An 18,892-nucleotide genomic window follows, 5' to 3' on the forward strand; every position below is an offset into this window, starting at 1 on the left:
CCCGAGATCGCCAAGTAGGGACTTTCTGCCCTACGGGAACGTCCCGCCCGGGACGACGATAATGGTGTCGGACCCAGGAGGGCCCCTCGGACTTCTCACCCACGAGGAGATGAGGACAATGTCGACATCATCGGCTCATTCTGCAATGCACACCCATCCCGACATCGTCGAGATGCGCGAACGCTACGACCGGATGGGTGAACAGCCCACAGTCCAGGTCACCGACGGATTGATGATGGTTGCCGGTCTGTACGCGGCGGCATCCGCCTGGATCATCGGCTTCGCCGATCAGACGGCACTCGCCACCACCAATCTGATCTGCGGCCTCGCGGTCGCACTGCTCGCCATGGCGCTCGGTTCGGCCTACGGCCGCACCCACGGCCTGGCGTTCGTCGCGCCACTGCTCGGTCTGTGGTTGTTCGTCTCGCCGTGGCTGGTCAGCGGCGTCGACACCAGTACGTCCATGATCTGGTCCCACGTCATCGTGGGTGCGATCGTGTTCGTCCTGGGCGTGGCCGCGGCTGCGATGGGAACCGGCCTGATGGACCGTTCGCGTTGACGGTGCAGTAGCCCGGGATGCAGTAACCCGAACGGTGCTGCCGGCTGCATGTCTGAACCGGCAGCACCTCACCGGGTGCGGCGTCCGGACACCGATACCGGCTACCGAGGGCCATACCCTCCCGGCGGCGACGGCAACCCGGTCCACGGGTTCGTGAACCGGGGAGAGGTGGAACCGCCCGTGCCCGCCGCGGGCGGTGATTCTGAGCACCGTGCACACTTCATGTGTGTGCGGTGCGTCACATTTGAGCGAAATGATGCGCTCGAAAATCTTTTGTTGACGTGATCGCCTAGCTCAATCAACCATTGCTGTACCAAATGACGCGATCGAAGTGGCGCAGACACAATCGGACGCCGCGACGAAGGACGGGTGGTACGCAATGACCGAGACCGTAATCCGGGAGAGCGAACGACTTCCCTACGACCTCGACGACCGATATCGCTCGGGCTCCGGCACCGTGCTCCTCACCGGCGTCCAGGCCATCGCCCGCCTGTTCGTCGAACAGCAGGTGCGGGCCATGCGGGACGGTCGCCGGGTGGCGACCTTCGTCTCCGGATACCAGGGCAGCCCCCTCGGTGGTCTCGACAAGATGCTCCACGGCATGCCGAAGGTCCTCGCCGAGCACGACATCACCTTCGTCCCCGGATTCAACGAGGAACTCGCCGCCACCGCCGTGTGGGGCAGCCAGGGACAGCTCGGTGCCGGCACACCGACCCACGACGGCGTCGTCGGCGTCTGGTACGGCAAGGGCCCCGGCCTCGACCGTGCCACCGACGCGCTGCGCCACGCCAACATGTACGGGGTGAACCCGAACGGCGGCGTGCTGCTCATGGTGGGCGACGACCCCGCGTCGAAGTCGTCGACCGTGCCCGCCGTCAGCGAGCGATCCCTCGCCGCCCTCGGCATCCCGGTCCTGTTCCCGCGCAACGCCGCCGAGATCGTCACGATGGGCCTGCACGGCGTCGCGCTGTCGCGCGCCTCGGGATGCCTCGTCGCCCTCAAGATCGTCGCGGACGTCGCCGACGGCGCCTGGTCCGTCGACGGCTCCATCTCCGACCTGCCCATCACGGTCCCCGAGATCGAATGGGAAGGACGGCCATTCGTCTACAAGCAGCGCCCCATGGCCGCGCCCGGCGACAGCGTCATCGCCGAGGCCGACCTCTACGGCCCGCGCTGGAAGATCGTCCAGGAATACGGCCGCCTCAACGGCCTCGACGTGATCGAGGTCGACCCGCCGCAGGCCCGCGTCGGCCTCGCCGCCACCGGCACCACCTTCGACGCCCTGCGCCAGGCCCTGCTCGACCTCGGTGTCGACGACGCCGCGCTGCACCGCGCCGGCATCCGCCTGCTGCGCATCGGCATGCCGTACCCCATCGGTCCCGAGATCGTCCGCGAATTCGCCCGCGGCCTCGACGAACTGATCGTGGTCGAGGACAAGACCGCCTTCATCGAGACCCAGATCCGCGAGATCCTCTACGGCACCGCGAACGCCCCGCAGATCGTCGGCAAGAAGGACGCCGACGGCCGCCCGCTCGTGCCTGTCGACGGTGAGCTCACCGCCGGTCGCCTGCGCGGCCCGCTGCGTCGCGTGCTGCGCGGCCACGTCGAACTCGGCCCCGCACCCCTGCCGCAGTTGTCGCTCGAGGTGCTGTCGACCCAGCGCACCCCCTACTTCTGCAGCGGCTGCCCGCACAACCGCTCCACCGCTCTGCCGGAGGGTTCGATCGGCGGCGGCGGCATCGGCTGCCACACCCTCGTCACCCTGTCCGGCCGCAAGGACAGCGCCGTCACCGGCCTGACCCAGATGGGTGGCGAAGGTGCGCAGTGGATCGGCCAGGCGCCGTTCACCGACATCGGTCACATGTTCCAGAACCTCGGCGACGGAACCTATTTCCACTCCGGCCAGCTCGCCGTGCAGGCGTGCGTCGCCGCCGGCGTGAACATCACCTTCAAGCTGCTCTACAACGACGTCGTCGCGATGACCGGCGCGCAGGACGCCGAAGGCGCCCTGAAGATCCCGGCGCTGACCCACAAGCTCACCACCGAGGGCGTCCGCAAGATCATCATCTGCTCCGACGAACCGAAGCGCCTCCGCAAGCGCACCCTCGCGCGCGGCACCGAGGTCTGGCACCGCGACCGGCTCGACGAGGCACAGAAGCTGCTGCGCGAGATCGAGGGCGTCACCGTGCTCATCTACGACCAGCACTGCGCCGCCGACGCACGCCGTCAGCGCAAGCGCGGCACCCTGCCCGCCCGCACCACCCGCGTCGTCATCAACGAAGCGGTGTGCGAGGGCTGCGGCGACTGCGGCGTCAAGAGCAACTGCCTGTCGGTGCAGCCGGTCGACACCGAGTTCGGTTCGAAGACCCGCATCGACCAGACCTCCTGCAACACCGACTACTCGTGCCTCGACGGCGACTGCCCGTCCTTCGTGACCGTCGAGACGTCGCCGGAGAAGCCGAAGCGCCGCAAGGCTCCGACCCCGCCGCGCATCCCGGACGCCGCCATCGACACCCCGAAGGGCACCCGCAACGTCTTCCTCGCGGGCATCGGCGGCACCGGCATCGTCACCGTCAACCAGGTGCTCGCCACGGCCGCGCTGCGCGCCGGATTCGAGGTCGAGTCGCTCGACCAGATCGGCATGAGCCAGAAGGCCGGCCCGGTGGTCTCCCACCTGCGCTTCGCCGCCGACGGACTCGAGCCCGGCAACCGCGTCGGCCCGGGCGGTGCCACCGCTCTGCTCGCGCTCGACCTGCTCACCGCGACCGAGCCGAAGAACCTCGCCTACGCGAACCGTGAGGAGACCGTGGCGGTCGCGTCGACGAGCCGCGTCCCCACCGGCGACATGGTCTACGACCGCTCGGTCCGGCACCCCGACGAGCAGGACCTGCTCGCGCGCCTCGACACCGCGACCCGCACGACCGTCTCGTTCGACGCCCTCGCCGCAGCCCAGGCGCTGTTCGGCGAGACCTCGGCTGCGAACTTCCTCGTCGTGGGCGCCGCCCACCAGCTCGGCGGACTCGAGATCCCCGCCGACGCCATCGAGGAGGCCATCGAGATCAACGGGGTGGCCGTCGCGACCAACATCGCCGCCTTCCGCTGGGGCCGGGTGGCCGTCGCGGATCCCGCGGCCTTCGCCGCCGCGACCGAACCGGCCCGCACCGAGCGCGCCGCCACCGTCGCACCCGAGCGTCTGTTCGCCGGCACCACCTTCACCGGTGAGGTCGAGCGGCTCGTGCGGATCCGCGCCGCGTCGCTGATCGATTTCCAGAGCGAAGCCCTCGCCGCCCGCTACATCGGGCAGGTGCAGGCAGCCTGGGAGGCCGAGCGTCGCGTCACGAACCGCACGGACTTCAGCGAGGCCGTCGCCCGCGGGTTGTTCAAGTTCACCGCCTACAAGGACGAGTACGAGGTCGCCCGCATGCTCGTCGACCCGGCCTTCCTCGACGAGGTGCAGGGCCAGGTTCCCGGTGGCCACAAGCTCACCTACCGCCTGCACCCGCCGGCGCTGCGCGCACTCGGCCGTGAGAAGAAGGTCGGCTTCGGACCGAAATCGCATGTCGCGCTGAAGGCTCTGGCCAAGGCGAAGCGTCTGCGTGGCACGAAGCTCGATCCCTTCGGCTACGCCCATGTCCGCCGCGTCGAGCGTGCTCTGCTCGCCCACTACACCGACACGGTCCAGCGACTCGCCGCCGACCTGAATGTCGACTCCTACGACCGCGCCGTCGAGATCGCGGCCCTGCCCGACATGGTGCGCGGCTACGAGGACGTCAAGCTCCGCTCCGTCGAGCAGTACCGGGCCCGCCTCGCCGAGCTCGGCATCGACACCGACTTCTGAGCCGACACCGACTTCTGACGCACGAACACCCTCTGCTGCAAAGGAACCCACCGATGACCACCTCTGCCCTCGACCTCCCCGAGTTCACCACGTCCGACGGAGTGTTCGGCCGCTCGGCCCGCCTGACCGACCGCCCGCACGAGCAGGTCGTCTTCCACCACGACGCGGCCACCGGATTGCGCGCCATCGTCGCGATCCACTCCACCGCACTCGGACCCGCCCTCGGTGGCACCCGCTTCTACCCCTATGCGGACGAGATGTCGGCGCTCGAGGACGTGCTGCGACTGTCGTGGGGCATGACCTACAAGGCCGCGGTGTCGGGTGTGAACCTCGGTGGCGGCAAGGCCGTCATCATCGGTGATCCGAAGACGGACAAGAACGACGAACTGCTCGCCGCCTACGGACGATTCGTCGAGTCGCTCGGTGGTCGCTACATCACCGCCGCCGACGTGGGAACCCGCGCGGAGGACCTCGACGTGGTGGGCCGGCACACCGCCCACGCCGTGGGGCGCACCGTCGCCGCCGGCGGCTCCGGCGACAGCTCGCCGCTGACCGCGCTCGGTGTCTTCCAGGCCATGCGTGCCGGCGCCCGGACCGTCTGGGGACAAACGACTCTCGCGGGTCGCACGGTCGGTGTCGAGGGTCTCGGCAAGGTCGGATACGAGCTGGTGAAGCTGCTCGTCGCCGACGGTGCCGAGGTGATCGTCTCCGACGTGAACCCCGCGGCGATCGCCCGCGTGGTCGACGAGTTCCCGGCGCAGGTCACCGACAACGTCGTCGCCTCGTCCGCCGACGTCTACGCCCCGTGCGCCCTCGGCGGCACGTTGACCTCGACCACCGCTGCCCACCTCGACGCACGTCTCGTGTGCGGTGCGGCCAACAACCAGCTCGCGCAGCCCGAGGTGGAGGGACTGCTGGGCAAGCGCGGAATCGTCTGGGTGCCCGACTATGTCGCGAACGCGGGCGGACTGATCCAGGTCGCCGGTGAGGTCGACGGATCCGCCGCCGACGTCGTCCGCGAGCGGGTGGAGTCGATCTTCGACCGCACCGCCGAGATCTTCGACGTCTCGAGCACTCTCGGCGTCACGCCGGGCGCGGCCGCCAACCGCATCGCCGAGCGGCGCATCGATACCGTCTGATCCGCACAAGGGAACTGGTCCGCACAGGGAAACTGATCCGCACAGGGGAACAAGGGGAGGCACCGCGAGGTGCCTCCCCTTCTCGTGTTCTCAGGAGCTTCCGGCCGACGACGACCGGCCGTGCCCAGCATCGCGGGTGATGTGCTCGACGAGCGGCTGCGTCCGGTACTCGATCGGTGTGGTGAGCGCGAGCGTCGTGGTGGTGTGCGCGACGCCCTCGATGGCGTGGAGCCGTTCGAGGACCAGCAGGAGGTCCTCCTGGGACTGCGCCGCCATCCGGATCAGGAGATCCTCCCGGCCCGTTGTCGCGTGGACCTCCAATACCTCTGGGAATCGGCCCAATTGGGCGATCACATGCCCCATCCGCGCCTGGACGAGCTCGGCGCCGATGAACGCCTGCAGCGGCACGCCCAGCTTCGGCAGGTCGACGACCGGTCGGTATCCGGTGACGGCGCCGGACTCCTCGAGTTTCCTGATGCGCGACTGCACGGTGTTGCGGGCGACGCCGAGCTTCGCCGACAGGTCGACGATTCCTGCCCGGGGGTTGCGCGTGAGCTCTCCGAGGAGAGCTGCGTCGAGCCGGTCGAGACTGAACACGATGACACCCTTTCCGTTGTGATGCGCGTCACCACTCGAGCATAATGCTCAACTGATCAGAAAGATATTGACACTTCACGAGCCAGTGCCATGATTGCTGCATCAAATGCTCACGCAAACACGGCTTGCTGCAACGTAATGCGCGCGAAGTGAGCGACATGCCTACCCCTCGCCCGGACCGGGCGTGGCGGGCGCCGCAATCACCCCGAGGAGCACACAATGCCCGGAGTCGGCATCTGGCGGACCAAATCCGTCGAACAGTCGATCGCGGATACCGATGAACCCGGTTCGCGGCTACGACGAGAACTGACCGCCAAGGATCTGACCGTGTTCGGCGTCGCCGTCGTGGTCGGAGCCGGAATCTTCACCCTCACCGCCCGCACCGCCGGTAATCTCGCCGGACCGTCCATCTCGCTGGCGTTCGTCCTCGCCGCGATCGCGTGCGGTCTCGCCGCACTGTGTTACGCGGAGTTCGCCTCCGCGGTACCGGTCGCCGGCAGCGCCTACACCTTCTCCTATGCCACCTTCGGTGAATTCGTCGCCTGGATCATCGGATGGGATCTGATCCTCGAGTTCGCCCTCGCCTCCGCGGTCGTCGCCAAGGGATGGTCGATGTATCTCGGGGGCATGTTCGGCGGGGACGCGTCGATCGACCTCGGACCGATCACGGTCGACTGGGGGTCGCTGCTCATCGTCGGCGCCATCACGATCATCCTCGCGATCGGCACCAAGGTCTCGTCGCGGGTTTCCGCCGTCGTCACCGCCATCAAGGTCGCGGTGGTCCTGCTCGTCATCGTCGTCGGCATCTTCTACATCGACAAGTCCAACTACTCCCCGTACGTCCCGCCGGCCGAGGAGACGCAGAGCGCCGCAGCCGGCATGCACCAGTCGCTGTTCTCGGCCCTCACCGGCGCGGGTGGTAGCACCTACGGCTGGTACGGCCTCCTCGCCGCGGCGAGCCTGGTCTTCTTCGCCTTCATCGGCTTCGACGTCGTCGCCACCACCGCCGAGGAGACCAAGAACCCGCAGAAGGCACTGCCCCGCGGCATCTTCGGTTCGCTGGCGATCGTCACCGTCCTCTACGTCGGCGTCACCCTCGTGCTCACCGGCATGGTGAGGTACACCGACCTGCGCACCGGCAGCGAACTGGTCGGCGACGGCAGCGCCACGCTGGCCACGGCGTTCGAGGCGCACGGCGTCACCTGGGCGCAGATGGCCATCAACATCGGCGGTCTCGCCGGCCTCACCACCGTCGTGATGGTGATGATGCTCGGCCAGACCCGCGTGCTGTTCGCGATGTCCCGCGACGGACTCGTCACCCGCAAGCTCGCCGTCACGAACCACAAGGGTGTGCCCGTGCGCATCACCCTGATGGTCGGTGGTGTCGTGGCCGTCCTCGCCGCGGTGTTCCCGATGGGTGTGCTCGAGGAGATGGTCAACATCGGCACCCTGTTCGCCTTCGTCCTGGTCTGCGTCGGCGTGATGGTGCTCCGTCGTACCCGCCCCGACCTGCCCCGCGGATTCCGAGTGCCGTTCGTGCCGCTGGTCCCGATCCTCGCGGTGCTCGCCTGCGGTTGGCTCATGCTCAACCTCTCGGTCGAGACGTGGATCCGATTCGCGGTCTGGATGGTCCTGGGCGTGGCGATCTACTTCGTCTACGGCCGCCGCAAGTCGGTGCTCGGACAGCGCCTGAAGCTCGAGGCCGCGCAGCAGGAAGCTGCGAAGCACGAAGCGAAGGAACCCGAACCGGTATAGATCCCTCGTCCACGAGCCCGCCCGCACCGAATCGGTGCGGGCGGGCTCGTGTGTTCCGGCGGTTGCGGGTACCCGACCGGAAGGAGACCGGACACCGTCCGGTCGCGACGCCGAGGAGGAGAGTCATGGCCACCTGCGACACGTGCGGCAACGACTACGACAAGGCCTTCACCCTCACGCGTGGGGATGTCTCGGTCACCTTCGACAGTTTCGAGTGCGCGATCACCGCGATGGCACCGCAGTGCGCCCACTGCCACTGCTGCATCCTCGGGCACGGCGTGGAGTCGACGGATGCCGTCTACTGCTGCGCGCACTGTGCTCGTCAGGCCGGGCACACCGAGCTGACGGACCGTGCCTGACGGAAGAATGCGGACCGCGCGAAAGCGACAAAAAGGACTCTGCGAGTTGATCTTTCGGGTGAACTCGAAAAAGATCTATGCACGCGGGTGAGCAAATTGCTCTATGCTCTGAACAGCGCAGCAGAGACGAAGGTCACAAGGGTTACCCAGTGTTTTGTCCGAACGCAGGACGAACCGGACATCGGGACCCGATTACCATTCGATCTGCCCCTGACGTCGGGGAGGCCGACAGGGAAGGGCCCCGCCGGCGATTCGAGGGGAGGAGCCGGCGGGGCCTCGCGCTGTATCTCCTGTGTCGGGGAGGACTCTAGGGAGACACGGCCACCTACGCCGTGGCCGCTTTGGAGCTTAGGTGAGAGTTGGGCACTCGTCCAGAGCCGATACTGAAACGAGACCTGAGAAATCTTCTCGGCGTCGAACCGGGACGTTCATCCTGCTTTGCGGCGGATGGGGCCCGCTTCGACGTCGCTTCCCGCCGGAAAGACGGGGGTCGGCATGGCTCGGGACCCGTCGGGATGCCTGCGGTACGACGTCTGCCGCTGCGAACGCCGACGGCGCCGACGATTCCGCGTCGTCCAGAAACCCCAGGCTGCGATGCACACGCCGACTCCCGAGAGCAGGTCGGCCTCGGTCAATCCGTGGTTCGGCGTCACCGAGTACAGCACGCGCCCCTCGAGAGGCCCGTTCATCAGCACCCAGAGTCCGGAGGCCACGAGCGCTGCCGCGCTCGACAGCAGATGAGGGCGAGAGAGGCACCACGTCGACGCGGCGAACAACGAGCACATCGCGACGAGCGAGTAGAACACGGCATTCTGCACGGTCGACTCCTCTCGCTCCTGCCGGATATCGATCAACTGTACTGGCGGAGGAGTCGGGCCCACCGAGTCGCAAGTCGTGACTCTCGCAACATGGGTATCAGCTCAGGCGTTGCAGGGTGACCGTCGTCAGGGCGAGCACCTGATCGTCGGCTCCGGCGTCCACGAGGCGGACGTCGACGACCGCATGGTCCTTCGTCTCACGGACCACCGTGACGTGCGACCGCGCCGGCCCCACCTTCACCTGCGACAGGTAGTGGGCCTGGATATCGGTGGCCACGAAACCCGGGAGGACGGTGTGCGCCGCGTGCTCGGCGAGCAGCGCCTGGGCGCCACCCTGGATGGTGCCGATCATGTTGGCCACGAACGGAGTGAGATCGAGTTCGAGTGCCCCGGTGTGTGCGTCGAGGGTGCGCATCCCCAATCGGGAGTAGATCGATCCCTCGACGTGCTCGCTGGGATATTCGCGGATGGTGCCCACCCACTCGCCGGGGTTGTAGTAGTCCGAACCGGCTGCAGCGGTGCGAGGAAGTCGCACGAAGGTGACGAGACCGCGCCCCGCCGGTCGTAGCCTGTCGTCGTCGAGGGCGGCGACGAGCTCGCCCATGTCGGTGATGCCGCACCCGTCGAAGATCTCCGCGGCGACGTGCACGGTCTTCTTGCCGACGCGCACCAGGCGGGTGTCGACGACGACCGGCCCCTCGGTGAGTGGTTCGGCCGTGTGGATGGAGAGGTCCTGGGTCGCGACCCAGTCCGGGCTGCACACGGCGAGTGGTGGGGTGGACGTGACGATGTCCACCACGGTGGTGAGCACCCCGAGTGCTGCGGCGCTGGCGTCGTTGCGCAGCTTGTCGTGCAGGTCGGCGCGCATGACCGCGCGTTCCTTGCTCAGCTGGAGCGACGTCAGGCCGAAGTCGGCGGTGAAGGTGTACCGGCTCATCGTCACCGACGGCCGCTGACTTGCGGAAATGCCATTCTCGCTCATGAGAGTGATATTGCCATTCTGTGGTCGACGACGGAAGGGTTACGTCGTTCGGAGGTTCACAACGCACAGGTGAGGCTCGCAACCCTGATGGTCGACCATGGGCGTTGTGAGCCTCACTTCTCGGTTGTGAGCCTATTCGGGCCTCGGTGTCTCCGCGAACGAGTCGCGCTGCTGCACCATCCACACCGGGGCGATGAAGATGCCTTCCGCTTCCACGCAGATCCCCTCCGGGTCGGCGATGTGCCCGACGACGAACGCCTTACGTCCTTCGACACGGTCGAGTTTCGCCTCCACGCGCAGAGCGCCGAGGGGCGTGCGCTTGCGGTAGCGGATGGTGAGCGTGCCCGTCATCCCTGGATATCCCGAGATGCGCGCGGCGTCGCCGAGGATCTGGTCGAGCAGCAGCGCGGAGACTCCGCCGTGCACGTGCCCGGCCGGCCCCTCGTAGACGGGACCGAGGTGGATGTCCGTCCACACGCGACCGTCGTCGTCCTCGTGGATGTCACCGATCGGCGCGATGGCGTTGCGCAGGCCTATTGCGGCATTGCCCCAATTGCGGAATCGGCCCGAATCGTTGAACCGGGTGCCGTACGGACCGTCCTCCCGGTCGCGTTCGAGGATCTCGCGCGCAGCTGCGAGATGTTCCCGCGCCCGCGCGACGTCGTCGGCATCCACGCGGGTCTGCAGTGCGAGCCGGATCAGTTCGCGCACGTCCTCGGTGAGCGGCCCGTAGGCGGCCCTCTGCTGATCGATTTCCTCGTCGGACAATCCGTCGTTGACGTAGAGCTCGAGGATGGAATCGGTCATCAGGGTTCTCCGGATCGTGAGCGTGGTGAAGGAAAATAGTCGACCGCGCGCATGGTGAACGAGTCAAGTTCTGCTGCCGCTGTACGGGATCGCCGCAAAATCCGTAAAACGGACCGTTCTGTACGAAAACGTGTGAACCCCGGCACGGGCGGGAACCAATGAGAGAACCCCGTCGGCTTAACGAGGGGAGGGGCCGACGGGGTCCGTCCGTGCCATGTCAAAGGGGAGGAGACACGGCACGCTTTGTTGCGAGGAGCAACAACGACTCCACGCTACCCGCGATTCTTTCACCTGCCAACTTCATCGAGGGGTGATCGACGGGGTGAATTTGCCCGATCTGCACCTATGGCGAGCGTCGTAATTCAAGCGTACCGTTCGCTTCTGCGTGCGCGGGTATGCGCCGGACAGGAGTCGATGGTCGTGGCCGTAACCATCCACAAGGGCCGTGACAACGTCACCAAACGAGTGCTGCTGGGAAGACCGCTGCGCAGCGACACTCTCGGCCACACCCTGTTGCCGAAACGCGTGGCCCTGCCGGTGTTCGCGTCCGACGCCCTGTCGTCCGTCGCCTATGCGCCGGAGGAGATCTTCCTCGTGCTGTCGGTGGCGGGCCTGTCCGCCTACGCGTTCTCCGGCTGGATCGGTCTCGCCGTCGCCGTCGTCCTGGTCGTGGTGGTCGCGAGCTACCGGCAGAACGTGCATGCCTACCCCTCCGGGGGCGGCGACTACGAAGTGGCGACGAAGAACCTCGGTGCGATGGCCGGCCTGACAGTGGGCAGCGCGTTGATCGTCGACTACGTGCTGACGGTCGCCGTGTCGATCTCGTCGGCCGCCCAGAACATCGGGTCGGCGATCCCCTTCGTCGAACACCACAAGGTGCTGTTCGCGATCGCCGCGATCACCCTTCTCACCGCAGTGAACCTGCGGGGACTCCGCGAAGCGGGCACGGCTTTCGCCATCCCCACCTACGCCTTCATGTTCTGCATCGGGGTGATGCTGGTCTGGGGTTTCGTACGTCTCGTCGTGTTCGACGCCCCTCTGCGCGCCGAGTCGTCGCACTACGAACTCGTCGCCGAACAATCCCACCTGACCGGACTGGCTTTCGCATTCCTTCTTGCCCGCGCGTTCTCGTCGGGGTGTGCGGCACTGACAGGAGTAGAGGCCATCAGCAACGGGGTGCCGGCCTTCCGGAAACCGAAATCGCACAACGCCGCCACCACCCTGCTCATGCTGGGCGCCATCGCGATCACGCTGCTCATGGGCATCATCGTGCTCGCCGAGCGACTGGGCGTCGTCGTCGCCGCAGACCCCGCGACGCAACTGCTCGGGGCGCCGGAGGGATACCACCAGAAGACGCTGGTCGCACAGGTTGCCGAGACGGTCTTCGCCGGCTTCCCGCTCGGCTTCTACCTGGTGACTGCTGTGACCGCGTTGATCCTCGTCCTTGCCGCCAACACCGCGTTCAACGGTTTCCCGGTTCTCGCCTCGGTGCTCGCGCAGGACAAACACCTGCCGACGCAGCTGCGCACCCGAGGTGACCGGCTCGCGTTCAGCAACGGCATCGTCTTCCTGGCCCTCGCAGCCATCGTGTTCGTCTGGCTGTTCGATGCCGAGGTCACCCATCTCATCCAGCTCTACATCGTCGGGGTGTTCGTCTCCTTCACGTTGAGTCAGACCGGCATGGTGCGCCACTGGACCCGACTGTTGGCGACCGAGACGGACACCCGTCACCGGCGGAGGATGCAACGCTCGCGCGTCGTCAACGGTGTCGGCCTGGCGATGACGGGGACAGTCCTGATCATCGTGCTCATCACGAAATTCGTAGCCGGCGCATGGATAGCGATCCTCGCCATGATGACCGTCTTCGTGACGATGCGGGCCGTCAACCATCACTACCGACGCGTGGCGTCCGAACTCGACATCGGCAAATGGGACGGTCTGCTGCCCAGCCGCACGTATTCGATCGTGCTCGTGGCCAAGCTGCACCATCCGACACGCCGGGCGCTCGCGTACGCCTCGGCCACCCATCCCGACACCCTCGAGGCGATCACCGTCGACGTCGACGAGGAGGACACCCGTGCTCTCGTGCACGAATGGGAGGCCAGTGACATCACGATTCCGTTGAAGGTGCTGGAGTCGCCGTATCGGGAGATCACGCGACCGGTGCTCGATTACGTCAGGCGGGTGCGGGGCAACTCACCGCGCGACGTGGTCACCGTCTTCATCCCCGAGTACGTCGTGGGGCACTGGTGGGAGAATCTGCTCCACAATCAGAGCGCGCTGCGGCTCAAGAGTCGTCTGCTGTTCCAGCCCGGGGTGATGGTGACGAGTGTGCCGTGGCGGTTGCACTCGTCGGACTCGAGTTAGGCGAGCGCGGAGTCCCGTTCCCGATCAGGTTCGCGATGTCTGCACCGGCCCGCAGCAACACTTCGGATTGCACGGCGATGGTGCGTAGTCGCTCGTGGAGTGCATCCCGAGCGGTGTCGGTGTCGTCGTCGGTTCCGATCGCTGCCATCACCGCCCGGACCGCCGGGATCCGGTAGCCACCCGCGCGTAGTGCGGCGACGATCCGCGCATCCCGCGCCGCGGCGGGTGAGTAGCTCCGAATACTGTTGCGGTCGGTCCGTTCGGGCGCGACCAATCCCTCCTTCTCCCAGAACCTCAGCGTGGACGACCGCACCCCGATCGCCGTCGCCAGCTCGGTGATGCTCATGGCGTCGCGGGGCAGCGGAGGCGCGTCGTGGGCGGCCTCGTCGACGATGGTGTCGAGTGCGCGGAGCGCGGCGAGACTCTCGTCGCGTGCACGCGCGAGCCCACTGTGGAGTTCGACGACACGAGCGAGCGCCTCGTCGTAGGGGAGTGTCTGCACATCGTGCATGACACTGCGCGCCTCCACGGGCCCGACCGCGACAGCCAGTGCGCGGTACGCACGCAGAGCCGCGACGTGTTCGGGTCCGAATCTGCGATAGCCGTTGGGCATTCGTACGGCAGGAGGGATCACCCCGAGACGTTCGAGGTCGCGCACCTGCTGCACGGAGTATCCGACGGCTGCGGCCAGGCGCCCCGTCGTCATCGTGTGCTCCACAGCCGAACCCTCCATACGCACTTCAAGGCGACACTCGAAGTATGACGATGGAACAGATCCTCGCAGAGATCAGGAGTTTCGACGGTGTCCTCGAGCTCGCACCACAGGAGGGGAGTGGGCATCCCGAGATCTCGTGGGGCGATCACTTCTTCTACTACACCTCGGACGGAGAGGTCCCGCACAACCGGCAGCCCTACGCGACGATCGTGACGAAGAACTATCCGGACGACGAGGATTCACGCCTCGACGAACCGGGCCGATGGCGAGTGAACGTGCATGCGGGGTCGCAGCTGTTCATCGAACTGCTCGGCTACCCGCCCCGGTCCGTCGACCCCTCGACGATCGACTTCGCCGAGGCCGACGTGTTCATGCCACACCCGCTCTACGGTTCACTGGGGTGGGTCGCGGTCGTCGAACCCGGCGAGCGGGCCACGCCGCGTCTGCTCGAAGTGCTGCGCGACGCCCACCTGGCCGATCGGCGCCGCGTCGAACGCAGGAGCGCGCTGCGCGACACGGAGTGATCGTGCGAAAGAGATTCTGCCGTCACTCATCCGGATTGTTCTCGAAGAACGACGTCACGGTGTCGACGGTGAAGCGATGACGCAGACGGCACGCAGAGTTCTGGTTCGCGAACAGCCCCGGGATGCGGAAGGCATCCTCGCGCGCGACGGTGTGCGTCCACTGCACCGGCACGATCCACTCGCGGTGGTCCTCGTGCGGGTCCGTGCCCTCGCTCTCGTGGACATACGGCGCCTTCAGCTCGAGGCTGCGGAACGGGACCGGCCGGCCGTCGACGACGAGCGTCGCCTCGTCGGCCGGTGCCGCCGGCCCGGTCACGACGCCGATGCCGACGTACCCGTTCTTCGGGATGTAGACGAAGACGCGGCCACCGACAGGCAACTCCTGCAAGGAATCCGAATACCAGCGGCCGCCACCGGCGGCGAGGAAACCGTAGCGGCGGCCGTCGTCCCAGTTCCGTGACGGGCTGCGCTCACCGAAGTTCACGTACCAATCCCGGCCGTTCCATTCGGACTCGGGACGATTCGACCCGGACGATTCCGCCACGCACACTCCTTCGTCGGGAACACCTCGTTCCACGGTAGGCGCGCGGCGCCGTCGGTGTGATCAGTGCCAGTCGCTCTTCCTTCCGAGGGTCTCGACGGGAGTCGCACCGGGCCGGGTCCACTGCGGCACCGGGCGGCTCGTCTCATCCCATGTCGCGTTGCCGTCGGCATCGGCGCGCCAGAACCAGCACGGGTCGTCTCCCTCCGGCCACCCCTCGGGTTTGTCCTCCCACCTCTCGCCGCGTCCGTACGGGGTCATGTCGAGCAGGCCGGCCGAGCTGTTGGCCCTTTCGGTGCCGCGACCCGTCATGGAGTAGGTGAGGAAGGTCCGGTCACCGTCGCGGAGATAGGAGGTGAGATAACCCATCGCTCCGCCCACGGGTTCGGCGACGTCGCGCACCGAATACCAGGGCTGGGTGTATCCCATGAACTCGACGAACGCCGCCACCTCCTCCCACGGACCAGTGGTGACGAACGCGAGCGACACTCCGCGAGCATTGAGGTAGACGGCATCGCGGACGTGCCAGGCCGTGGTCGTGCACCCCTCGCACTGTCCCTGCGGAGGCGCGCCGTCGTACCACATGTGCTTGTAGACGACGAGTTCGTTGCGGCCCTGGAAGAGGTCGAGGAAGGGGACCGGGCCGTCGGGCCCGACCACCTCGACCGTTCCGTCGAACTCCACCATCGGGAGTCGTCGGCGGGCCGCGGCGATGGCATCGCCCTCCTTCGTGTGGGCCTTCTCCCGAACGAGGAGTTCGTCGCGCGCGGCCTGCCAGGCCGCGAGGTCGACCACGGGTGGACGGCTGGAATGCGGTTCGGTCATGGTGACCTCCGGAAAGCGGGAACCGCGACGCGCGCGGGAGCGGATCGGACGGATTACACGCGGCTCGGTTGGAGCACGTCGCGGAGCACGGCGGCGAACGCTTCCGGATCGCCGGGCATGCCCTCGGCGGCTCCCATGAAGCCACCGTGATCGCCGGGGAACAGCGTCGGAGTGGTGCCGAGTCGCTCGGCGAGCGCTGCCGAGGCGCGGCCGCACAGCTGGCGTACCGATTCGCGACCACCTGCGACGACGATGTGCGTGGACGCGTTCGCCAGAGCGTCGAGATCGGGGTGGTAGCCCGTGCACGACATCCAGTTCTGGCCCAGCAGCACGTCGTCGCGGGTCCCGTCGTCCTCGGTGGGCAGGCCGAAGTCGGACGGGTTCGGAGCAGGCCGGTCGAGATAGTCGGAGGTCAGCTCACCTTCATAGCTGACCAGTGCGATGAACTTCGCCATGGCCGGCCCGAGGCCGCTGCGCTGATAGGTGTCGCGGATGTCGTCGCGCACCGCTTCGGCCCCGATGCGATCAGGCAACAACTCGACGATCGGCGGTTCGTGCGCGACCAGCGTGCGCACCTGCTCGGGATGCCGCGAGACGAGTTCGAGCGCGTTGACCGCGCCGCCGCTGCTGGCGAAGACGTCGACGGGACCGAGATCGAGCTCGGCGAGGATCCGGTGCAGGTCGTCGGCGTGCAGGGCCGGGGTGGACTGCATCGACGTGTCGGTGCGCGTGCCGCGACCCGTGCCGCGCGGGTCGTAGGTGATCACCGTCCGGTCGTCGAGGTAGGAGACGAGGCTGGTGAAGCCGCTCGCGTCCATCGGGGATCCGGCGAGCAGAAGAGGAGTGGTGTCGCCGGGGGCGGTGCGGACGTCGTAGACGAGAGTCGCGCCGGGGACGTCGATCGTGCGGGTGACGGGTTCGGGCATGTCGGCTCCTTCGGGGTCGGTGACCATACCGACTCGCGGTGCCCGCAAAATTCATCGCACATACGACCGCGTCCGCACCCTTGATGGATGCGGACGCGGCGTGCGCTGGCTCAGTGGGCGATGCCCGGTTTCGCGGGCAGTCCGCCGAGGAGCGCAAGAGATCCAAAGTGCATATGTGTTCCTCCTGTCGTTCGGTTATCCGGACTGCGTCCGCACCGGGACGCTGAGCCAGGAGTACCCGTGGCCTCGGCGCCAAACACCGCCGAGGATCGAAAATTCATTTCGTTATGTCTTCGTGCCCTCGGGGAGTTTTCGCGCGGTCGGGCCGGGTCGGGTCTGCGATTCGCTCGGCCTCAGCGGACCGTGGCCGTGGGCGCACTGCACGACCGCTTCGACCGAAGCGCCACAGTCGCGGTGTTCGATGAGCAGTGACGGGCCGTCGGGATCTGCACAGTAATTGTCCCCCCCACTGGAGCAGGGCGATGACCGGAACTACCGAGGCTCGTCCGACGATCGAGGACTACGGGCAGAAGCCGCCGAGCCGATTCGTCGAGGCGAGCGGCTTCGTCGTCGAGGAAGCCACTTCCTGCGTTCGACGACGGGATGCCGCGCGTCGGTCACGGCAGAACCGTTGCAGCAGGGGAGGACTCAGCAGCTGTGGCTGGTGATCATCACTGACACCGAGACCGGCAAGGTCCTCGCTCGTGGTCAACTGCGGCTACAGAACATTCCGTTGCCGGCGTAGTTGTTTGCGCGCATCGGTGTCGGGAATCCGTATCCATGGCAAGCATGGAACCGTTTCTCCCGATCAAGCACACCGGCTCCAACGAGATCGACGCGGCCGATCCCGGTCAGCGCGCGCCGGCTACAGATCCCGGACCCGTCCCGGGTGAGGACGTCGACCCCGAGATGGCGCAGCGCGAGAAGGACGAACTCGAGAAGAAGATGTCCGAAAAGTGTGACGAGGAAACAGTTTTCCGGACTCCGGAAGTGGATCCGTCCGAATGGACCGAACCGCGCCCGCACGCAGGGGGTGGTGCGGGCGCGGAGTCGATCGGTCCGGCTGTCAGAGAATGATGCCGAGGGCGGCGAGCAGTCCACCGAGGGTCAGTGCGAGAGATCCGAGCAGCATAGGAATACCTCCATGTTGTTGTGGATGGGCACGCCCGCGAACGGGCGCGGGAAGTGAATGGATCCGCAAGATCGATTCACTTCCGTCCCATACTTCGCGAAGGCCTCAAAGCCTGTTACCTGCCGTCACTAGTTGTTATATATCTGTGATAAAAGTGTCCGATTAGACCGAAATGCTCTTTGATCATGGGCGTTTCAGGACTTGGGATTCACGGCGTTCTGGGACTTTCCGCGTTCGATCACCGCAGCCCGTCGCTCGGCGACCCGCGACGGCGAGAACTCCCGCATCCACTCTTCCGAGGTCTGCTGCTCCACCCGTAGGGCCGGTTCGACGACATGCTCCTCGGCCCGGCGGTACGACGCGAGCAACGCCCGCATACCGGATTGGTCGTTGCCGGCGATCGTCCGCGCGACCTCCACGGCCGTGCCGAGCAGTTCGTCATGCGCGACGACCTGCGTCACCAGACCCGCACGCAGCGCCTCCTCGGCACCTACGAAGTTGCCGGACAGGCTCATGCGACGCGCGAAGCCCGGACCCACCGCCGCGGGCAGGCGCTGGGTGAGTCCCCAACCCGGCAGGACGCCGACTCGCGCGTGGGTGTCGGCGAAGCGGGCGCGCTCGGACGCGATGAGGAAGTCGCAGGCGAGCGCCATCTCGAGGCCACCGGTGATGGCGGCACCGTTCACCGCACCGATGATCGGCTTGGAGATGGGCTTCCACGGATGACCGATGGGGAGGTCGCCGCCCGACACCAGCGACAGGTTGCCTCCGCTCTCCCCGAGTTCCTGCAGGTCGAGTCCGGCGCAGAAGGCCGGGTCGGTACCGGTGAGGACCACGACGTGCGTCTCGTCGTCCACCTCTGCGGCGGCGATCTCGGTGCGCAGGGCATCGATGAGCGCCGAGCTCAGCGCATTCCGCGCCTCCGGGCGGTTGAAGGTGAGGATGCGGACGGAATCGCGCTGCTCGACGAGCAGGATCTCTTCGGAAGTCATGGCCAGACAGTATCCG

Annotated in this window: 17 protein-coding genes and 1 pseudogene; 9 read left to right on the forward strand and 9 right to left on the reverse strand. The window is 66.9% G+C overall.

Annotated features, from left to right (window positions below):
- Window positions 1-145 precede the first annotated feature (145 nt).
- The 3 genes from ACPCXD_RS03155 to ACPCXD_RS03165 all read left to right on the forward strand — a co-directional run bounded on the left by ACPCXD_RS03155 (window position 146) and on the right by ACPCXD_RS03165 (window position 5,536).
- Window positions 146-559, forward strand: a complete 414-nt coding sequence (locus tag ACPCXD_RS03155; protein WP_024101985.1) for an SPW repeat protein — start codon at window positions 146-148, stop codon at window positions 557-559.
- Between the two features lie 379 nt (window positions 560-938).
- On the forward strand, window positions 939-4,397 hold the full coding sequence (locus ACPCXD_RS03160) for an indolepyruvate ferredoxin oxidoreductase family protein (RefSeq protein ID WP_423658345.1): 3,459 nt from the start codon (window positions 939-941) through the stop codon (window positions 4,395-4,397).
- 53 nt (window positions 4,398-4,450) lie between these two features.
- The gene (locus tag ACPCXD_RS03165) at window positions 4,451-5,536 is read left to right on the forward strand and encodes a Glu/Leu/Phe/Val family dehydrogenase (protein ID WP_160874044.1); all 1,086 of its coding nucleotides are present in this window, start codon (window positions 4,451-4,453) and stop codon (window positions 5,534-5,536) included.
- A 90-nt stretch (window positions 5,537-5,626) separates the two neighbouring features.
- Here the strand turns inward: ACPCXD_RS03165 and ACPCXD_RS03170 are convergent, their stop codons facing one another.
- Complete coding sequence (locus ACPCXD_RS03170) at window positions 5,627-6,133, reverse strand: Lrp/AsnC family transcriptional regulator (RefSeq protein ID WP_016694965.1); 507 nt, start codon at window positions 6,131-6,133, stop codon at window positions 5,627-5,629.
- 219 nt (window positions 6,134-6,352) lie between these two features.
- Here ACPCXD_RS03170 and ACPCXD_RS03175 point away from each other — a divergent pair, with 219 nt between their 5' ends.
- Together ACPCXD_RS03175 and ACPCXD_RS03180 are read left to right on the forward strand one after the other, a co-directional pair.
- Window positions 6,353-7,888 (forward strand): amino acid permease, encoded by a 1,536-nt coding sequence (locus ACPCXD_RS03175; protein ID WP_088897928.1) that lies wholly within the window; start codon window positions 6,353-6,355, stop codon window positions 7,886-7,888.
- Between the two features lie 125 nt (window positions 7,889-8,013).
- Complete coding sequence (locus tag ACPCXD_RS03180) at window positions 8,014-8,247, forward strand: metallothionein (RefSeq protein WP_423658348.1); 234 nt, start codon at window positions 8,014-8,016, stop codon at window positions 8,245-8,247.
- A gap of 428 nt (window positions 8,248-8,675) precedes the next feature.
- Here ACPCXD_RS03180 and ACPCXD_RS03185 read toward each other — a convergent pair whose 3' ends face one another.
- The 3 genes from ACPCXD_RS03185 to ACPCXD_RS03195 all read right to left on the reverse strand — a co-directional run bounded on the left by ACPCXD_RS03185 (window position 8,676) and on the right by ACPCXD_RS03195 (window position 10,854).
- Entirely contained in the window at window positions 8,676-9,065 is a 390-nt protein-coding gene (locus ACPCXD_RS03185) for a hypothetical protein (RefSeq protein ID WP_088897991.1), read from the reverse strand.
- 97 nt (window positions 9,066-9,162) lie between these two features.
- Window positions 9,163-10,047 carry an acyl-CoA thioesterase domain-containing protein gene (locus ACPCXD_RS03190; protein WP_237451097.1) on the reverse strand — a complete coding sequence of 295 codons (885 nt, stop codon included), beginning with the start codon at window positions 10,045-10,047 and terminating at the stop codon, window positions 9,163-9,165.
- 132 nt (window positions 10,048-10,179) lie between these two features.
- Window positions 10,180-10,854, reverse strand: coding sequence for a PaaI family thioesterase (locus ACPCXD_RS03195; RefSeq protein WP_088897931.1), 675 nt, complete (start codon window positions 10,852-10,854; stop codon window positions 10,180-10,182).
- Window positions 10,855-11,268: 414 nt separating this feature from the next.
- Here ACPCXD_RS03195 and ACPCXD_RS03200 point away from each other — a divergent pair, with 414 nt between their 5' ends.
- The gene (locus ACPCXD_RS03200; protein WP_186455198.1) at window positions 11,269-13,221 is read left to right on the forward strand and encodes an APC family permease; all 1,953 of its coding nucleotides are present in this window, start codon (window positions 11,269-11,271) and stop codon (window positions 13,219-13,221) included.
- Here the strand turns inward: ACPCXD_RS03200 and ACPCXD_RS03205 are convergent.
- Window positions 13,142-13,927: a MerR family transcriptional regulator gene (locus ACPCXD_RS03205; protein ID WP_160874040.1), complete on the reverse strand. Its 786-nt coding sequence runs from the start codon at window positions 13,925-13,927 to the stop codon at window positions 13,142-13,144. The two genes, ACPCXD_RS03200 and ACPCXD_RS03205, sit on opposite strands and share 80 nt — an antisense overlap.
- Window positions 13,928-13,980: 53 nt before the next feature.
- Between ACPCXD_RS03205 and ACPCXD_RS03210 the strand changes: the two genes are divergently transcribed.
- Window positions 13,981-14,460, forward strand: coding sequence for a DUF6194 family protein (locus ACPCXD_RS03210; RefSeq protein WP_088897933.1), 480 nt, complete (start codon window positions 13,981-13,983; stop codon window positions 14,458-14,460).
- Window positions 14,461-14,482: 22 nt separating this feature from the next.
- On the opposite strand, the gene ACPCXD_RS03215 is transcribed toward ACPCXD_RS03210, so the two are convergent.
- The 3 genes from ACPCXD_RS03215 to ACPCXD_RS03225 are packed head-to-tail and all read right to left on the reverse strand — an operon-like array spanning window position 14,483 to window position 16,752.
- Window positions 14,483-15,004 carry a DUF8606 domain-containing protein gene (locus tag ACPCXD_RS03215; protein WP_261379964.1) on the reverse strand — a complete coding sequence of 174 codons (522 nt, stop codon included), beginning with the start codon at window positions 15,002-15,004 and terminating at the stop codon, window positions 14,483-14,485.
- Between the two features lie 60 nt (window positions 15,005-15,064).
- Window positions 15,065-15,826 carry a DUF899 family protein gene (locus ACPCXD_RS03220; RefSeq protein ID WP_423658352.1) on the reverse strand — a complete coding sequence of 254 codons (762 nt, stop codon included), beginning with the start codon at window positions 15,824-15,826 and terminating at the stop codon, window positions 15,065-15,067.
- A 53-nt stretch (window positions 15,827-15,879) separates the two neighbouring features.
- Complete coding sequence (locus tag ACPCXD_RS03225) at window positions 15,880-16,752, reverse strand: alpha/beta fold hydrolase (RefSeq protein WP_145692253.1); 873 nt, start codon at window positions 16,750-16,752, stop codon at window positions 15,880-15,882.
- A gap of 583 nt (window positions 16,753-17,335) precedes the next feature.
- Between ACPCXD_RS03225 and ACPCXD_RS03230 the strand changes: the two are divergent.
- Together ACPCXD_RS03230 and ACPCXD_RS03235 are read left to right on the forward strand one after the other, a co-directional pair.
- A pseudogene (locus ACPCXD_RS03230) lies at window positions 17,336-17,497 on the forward strand (hotdog fold domain-containing protein); the annotation flags it as partial.
- A 44-nt stretch (window positions 17,498-17,541) separates the two neighbouring features.
- Window positions 17,542-17,829 (forward strand): hypothetical protein, encoded by a 288-nt coding sequence (locus ACPCXD_RS03235; RefSeq protein WP_423658354.1) that lies wholly within the window; start codon window positions 17,542-17,544, stop codon window positions 17,827-17,829.
- 249 nt (window positions 17,830-18,078) lie between these two features.
- On the opposite strand, the gene ACPCXD_RS03240 is transcribed toward ACPCXD_RS03235, so the two are convergent.
- Window positions 18,079-18,876 carry an enoyl-CoA hydratase gene (locus ACPCXD_RS03240; RefSeq protein ID WP_423658356.1) on the reverse strand — a complete coding sequence of 266 codons (798 nt, stop codon included), beginning with the start codon at window positions 18,874-18,876 and terminating at the stop codon, window positions 18,079-18,081.
- Window positions 18,877-18,892 lie beyond the last annotated feature (16 nt).

The sequence above is a fragment of the Rhodococcus sp. AB351 genome, assembly GCF_049538275.1.
Classification (GTDB): Bacteria; Actinomycetota; Actinomycetes; order Mycobacteriales; family Mycobacteriaceae; genus Rhodococcus.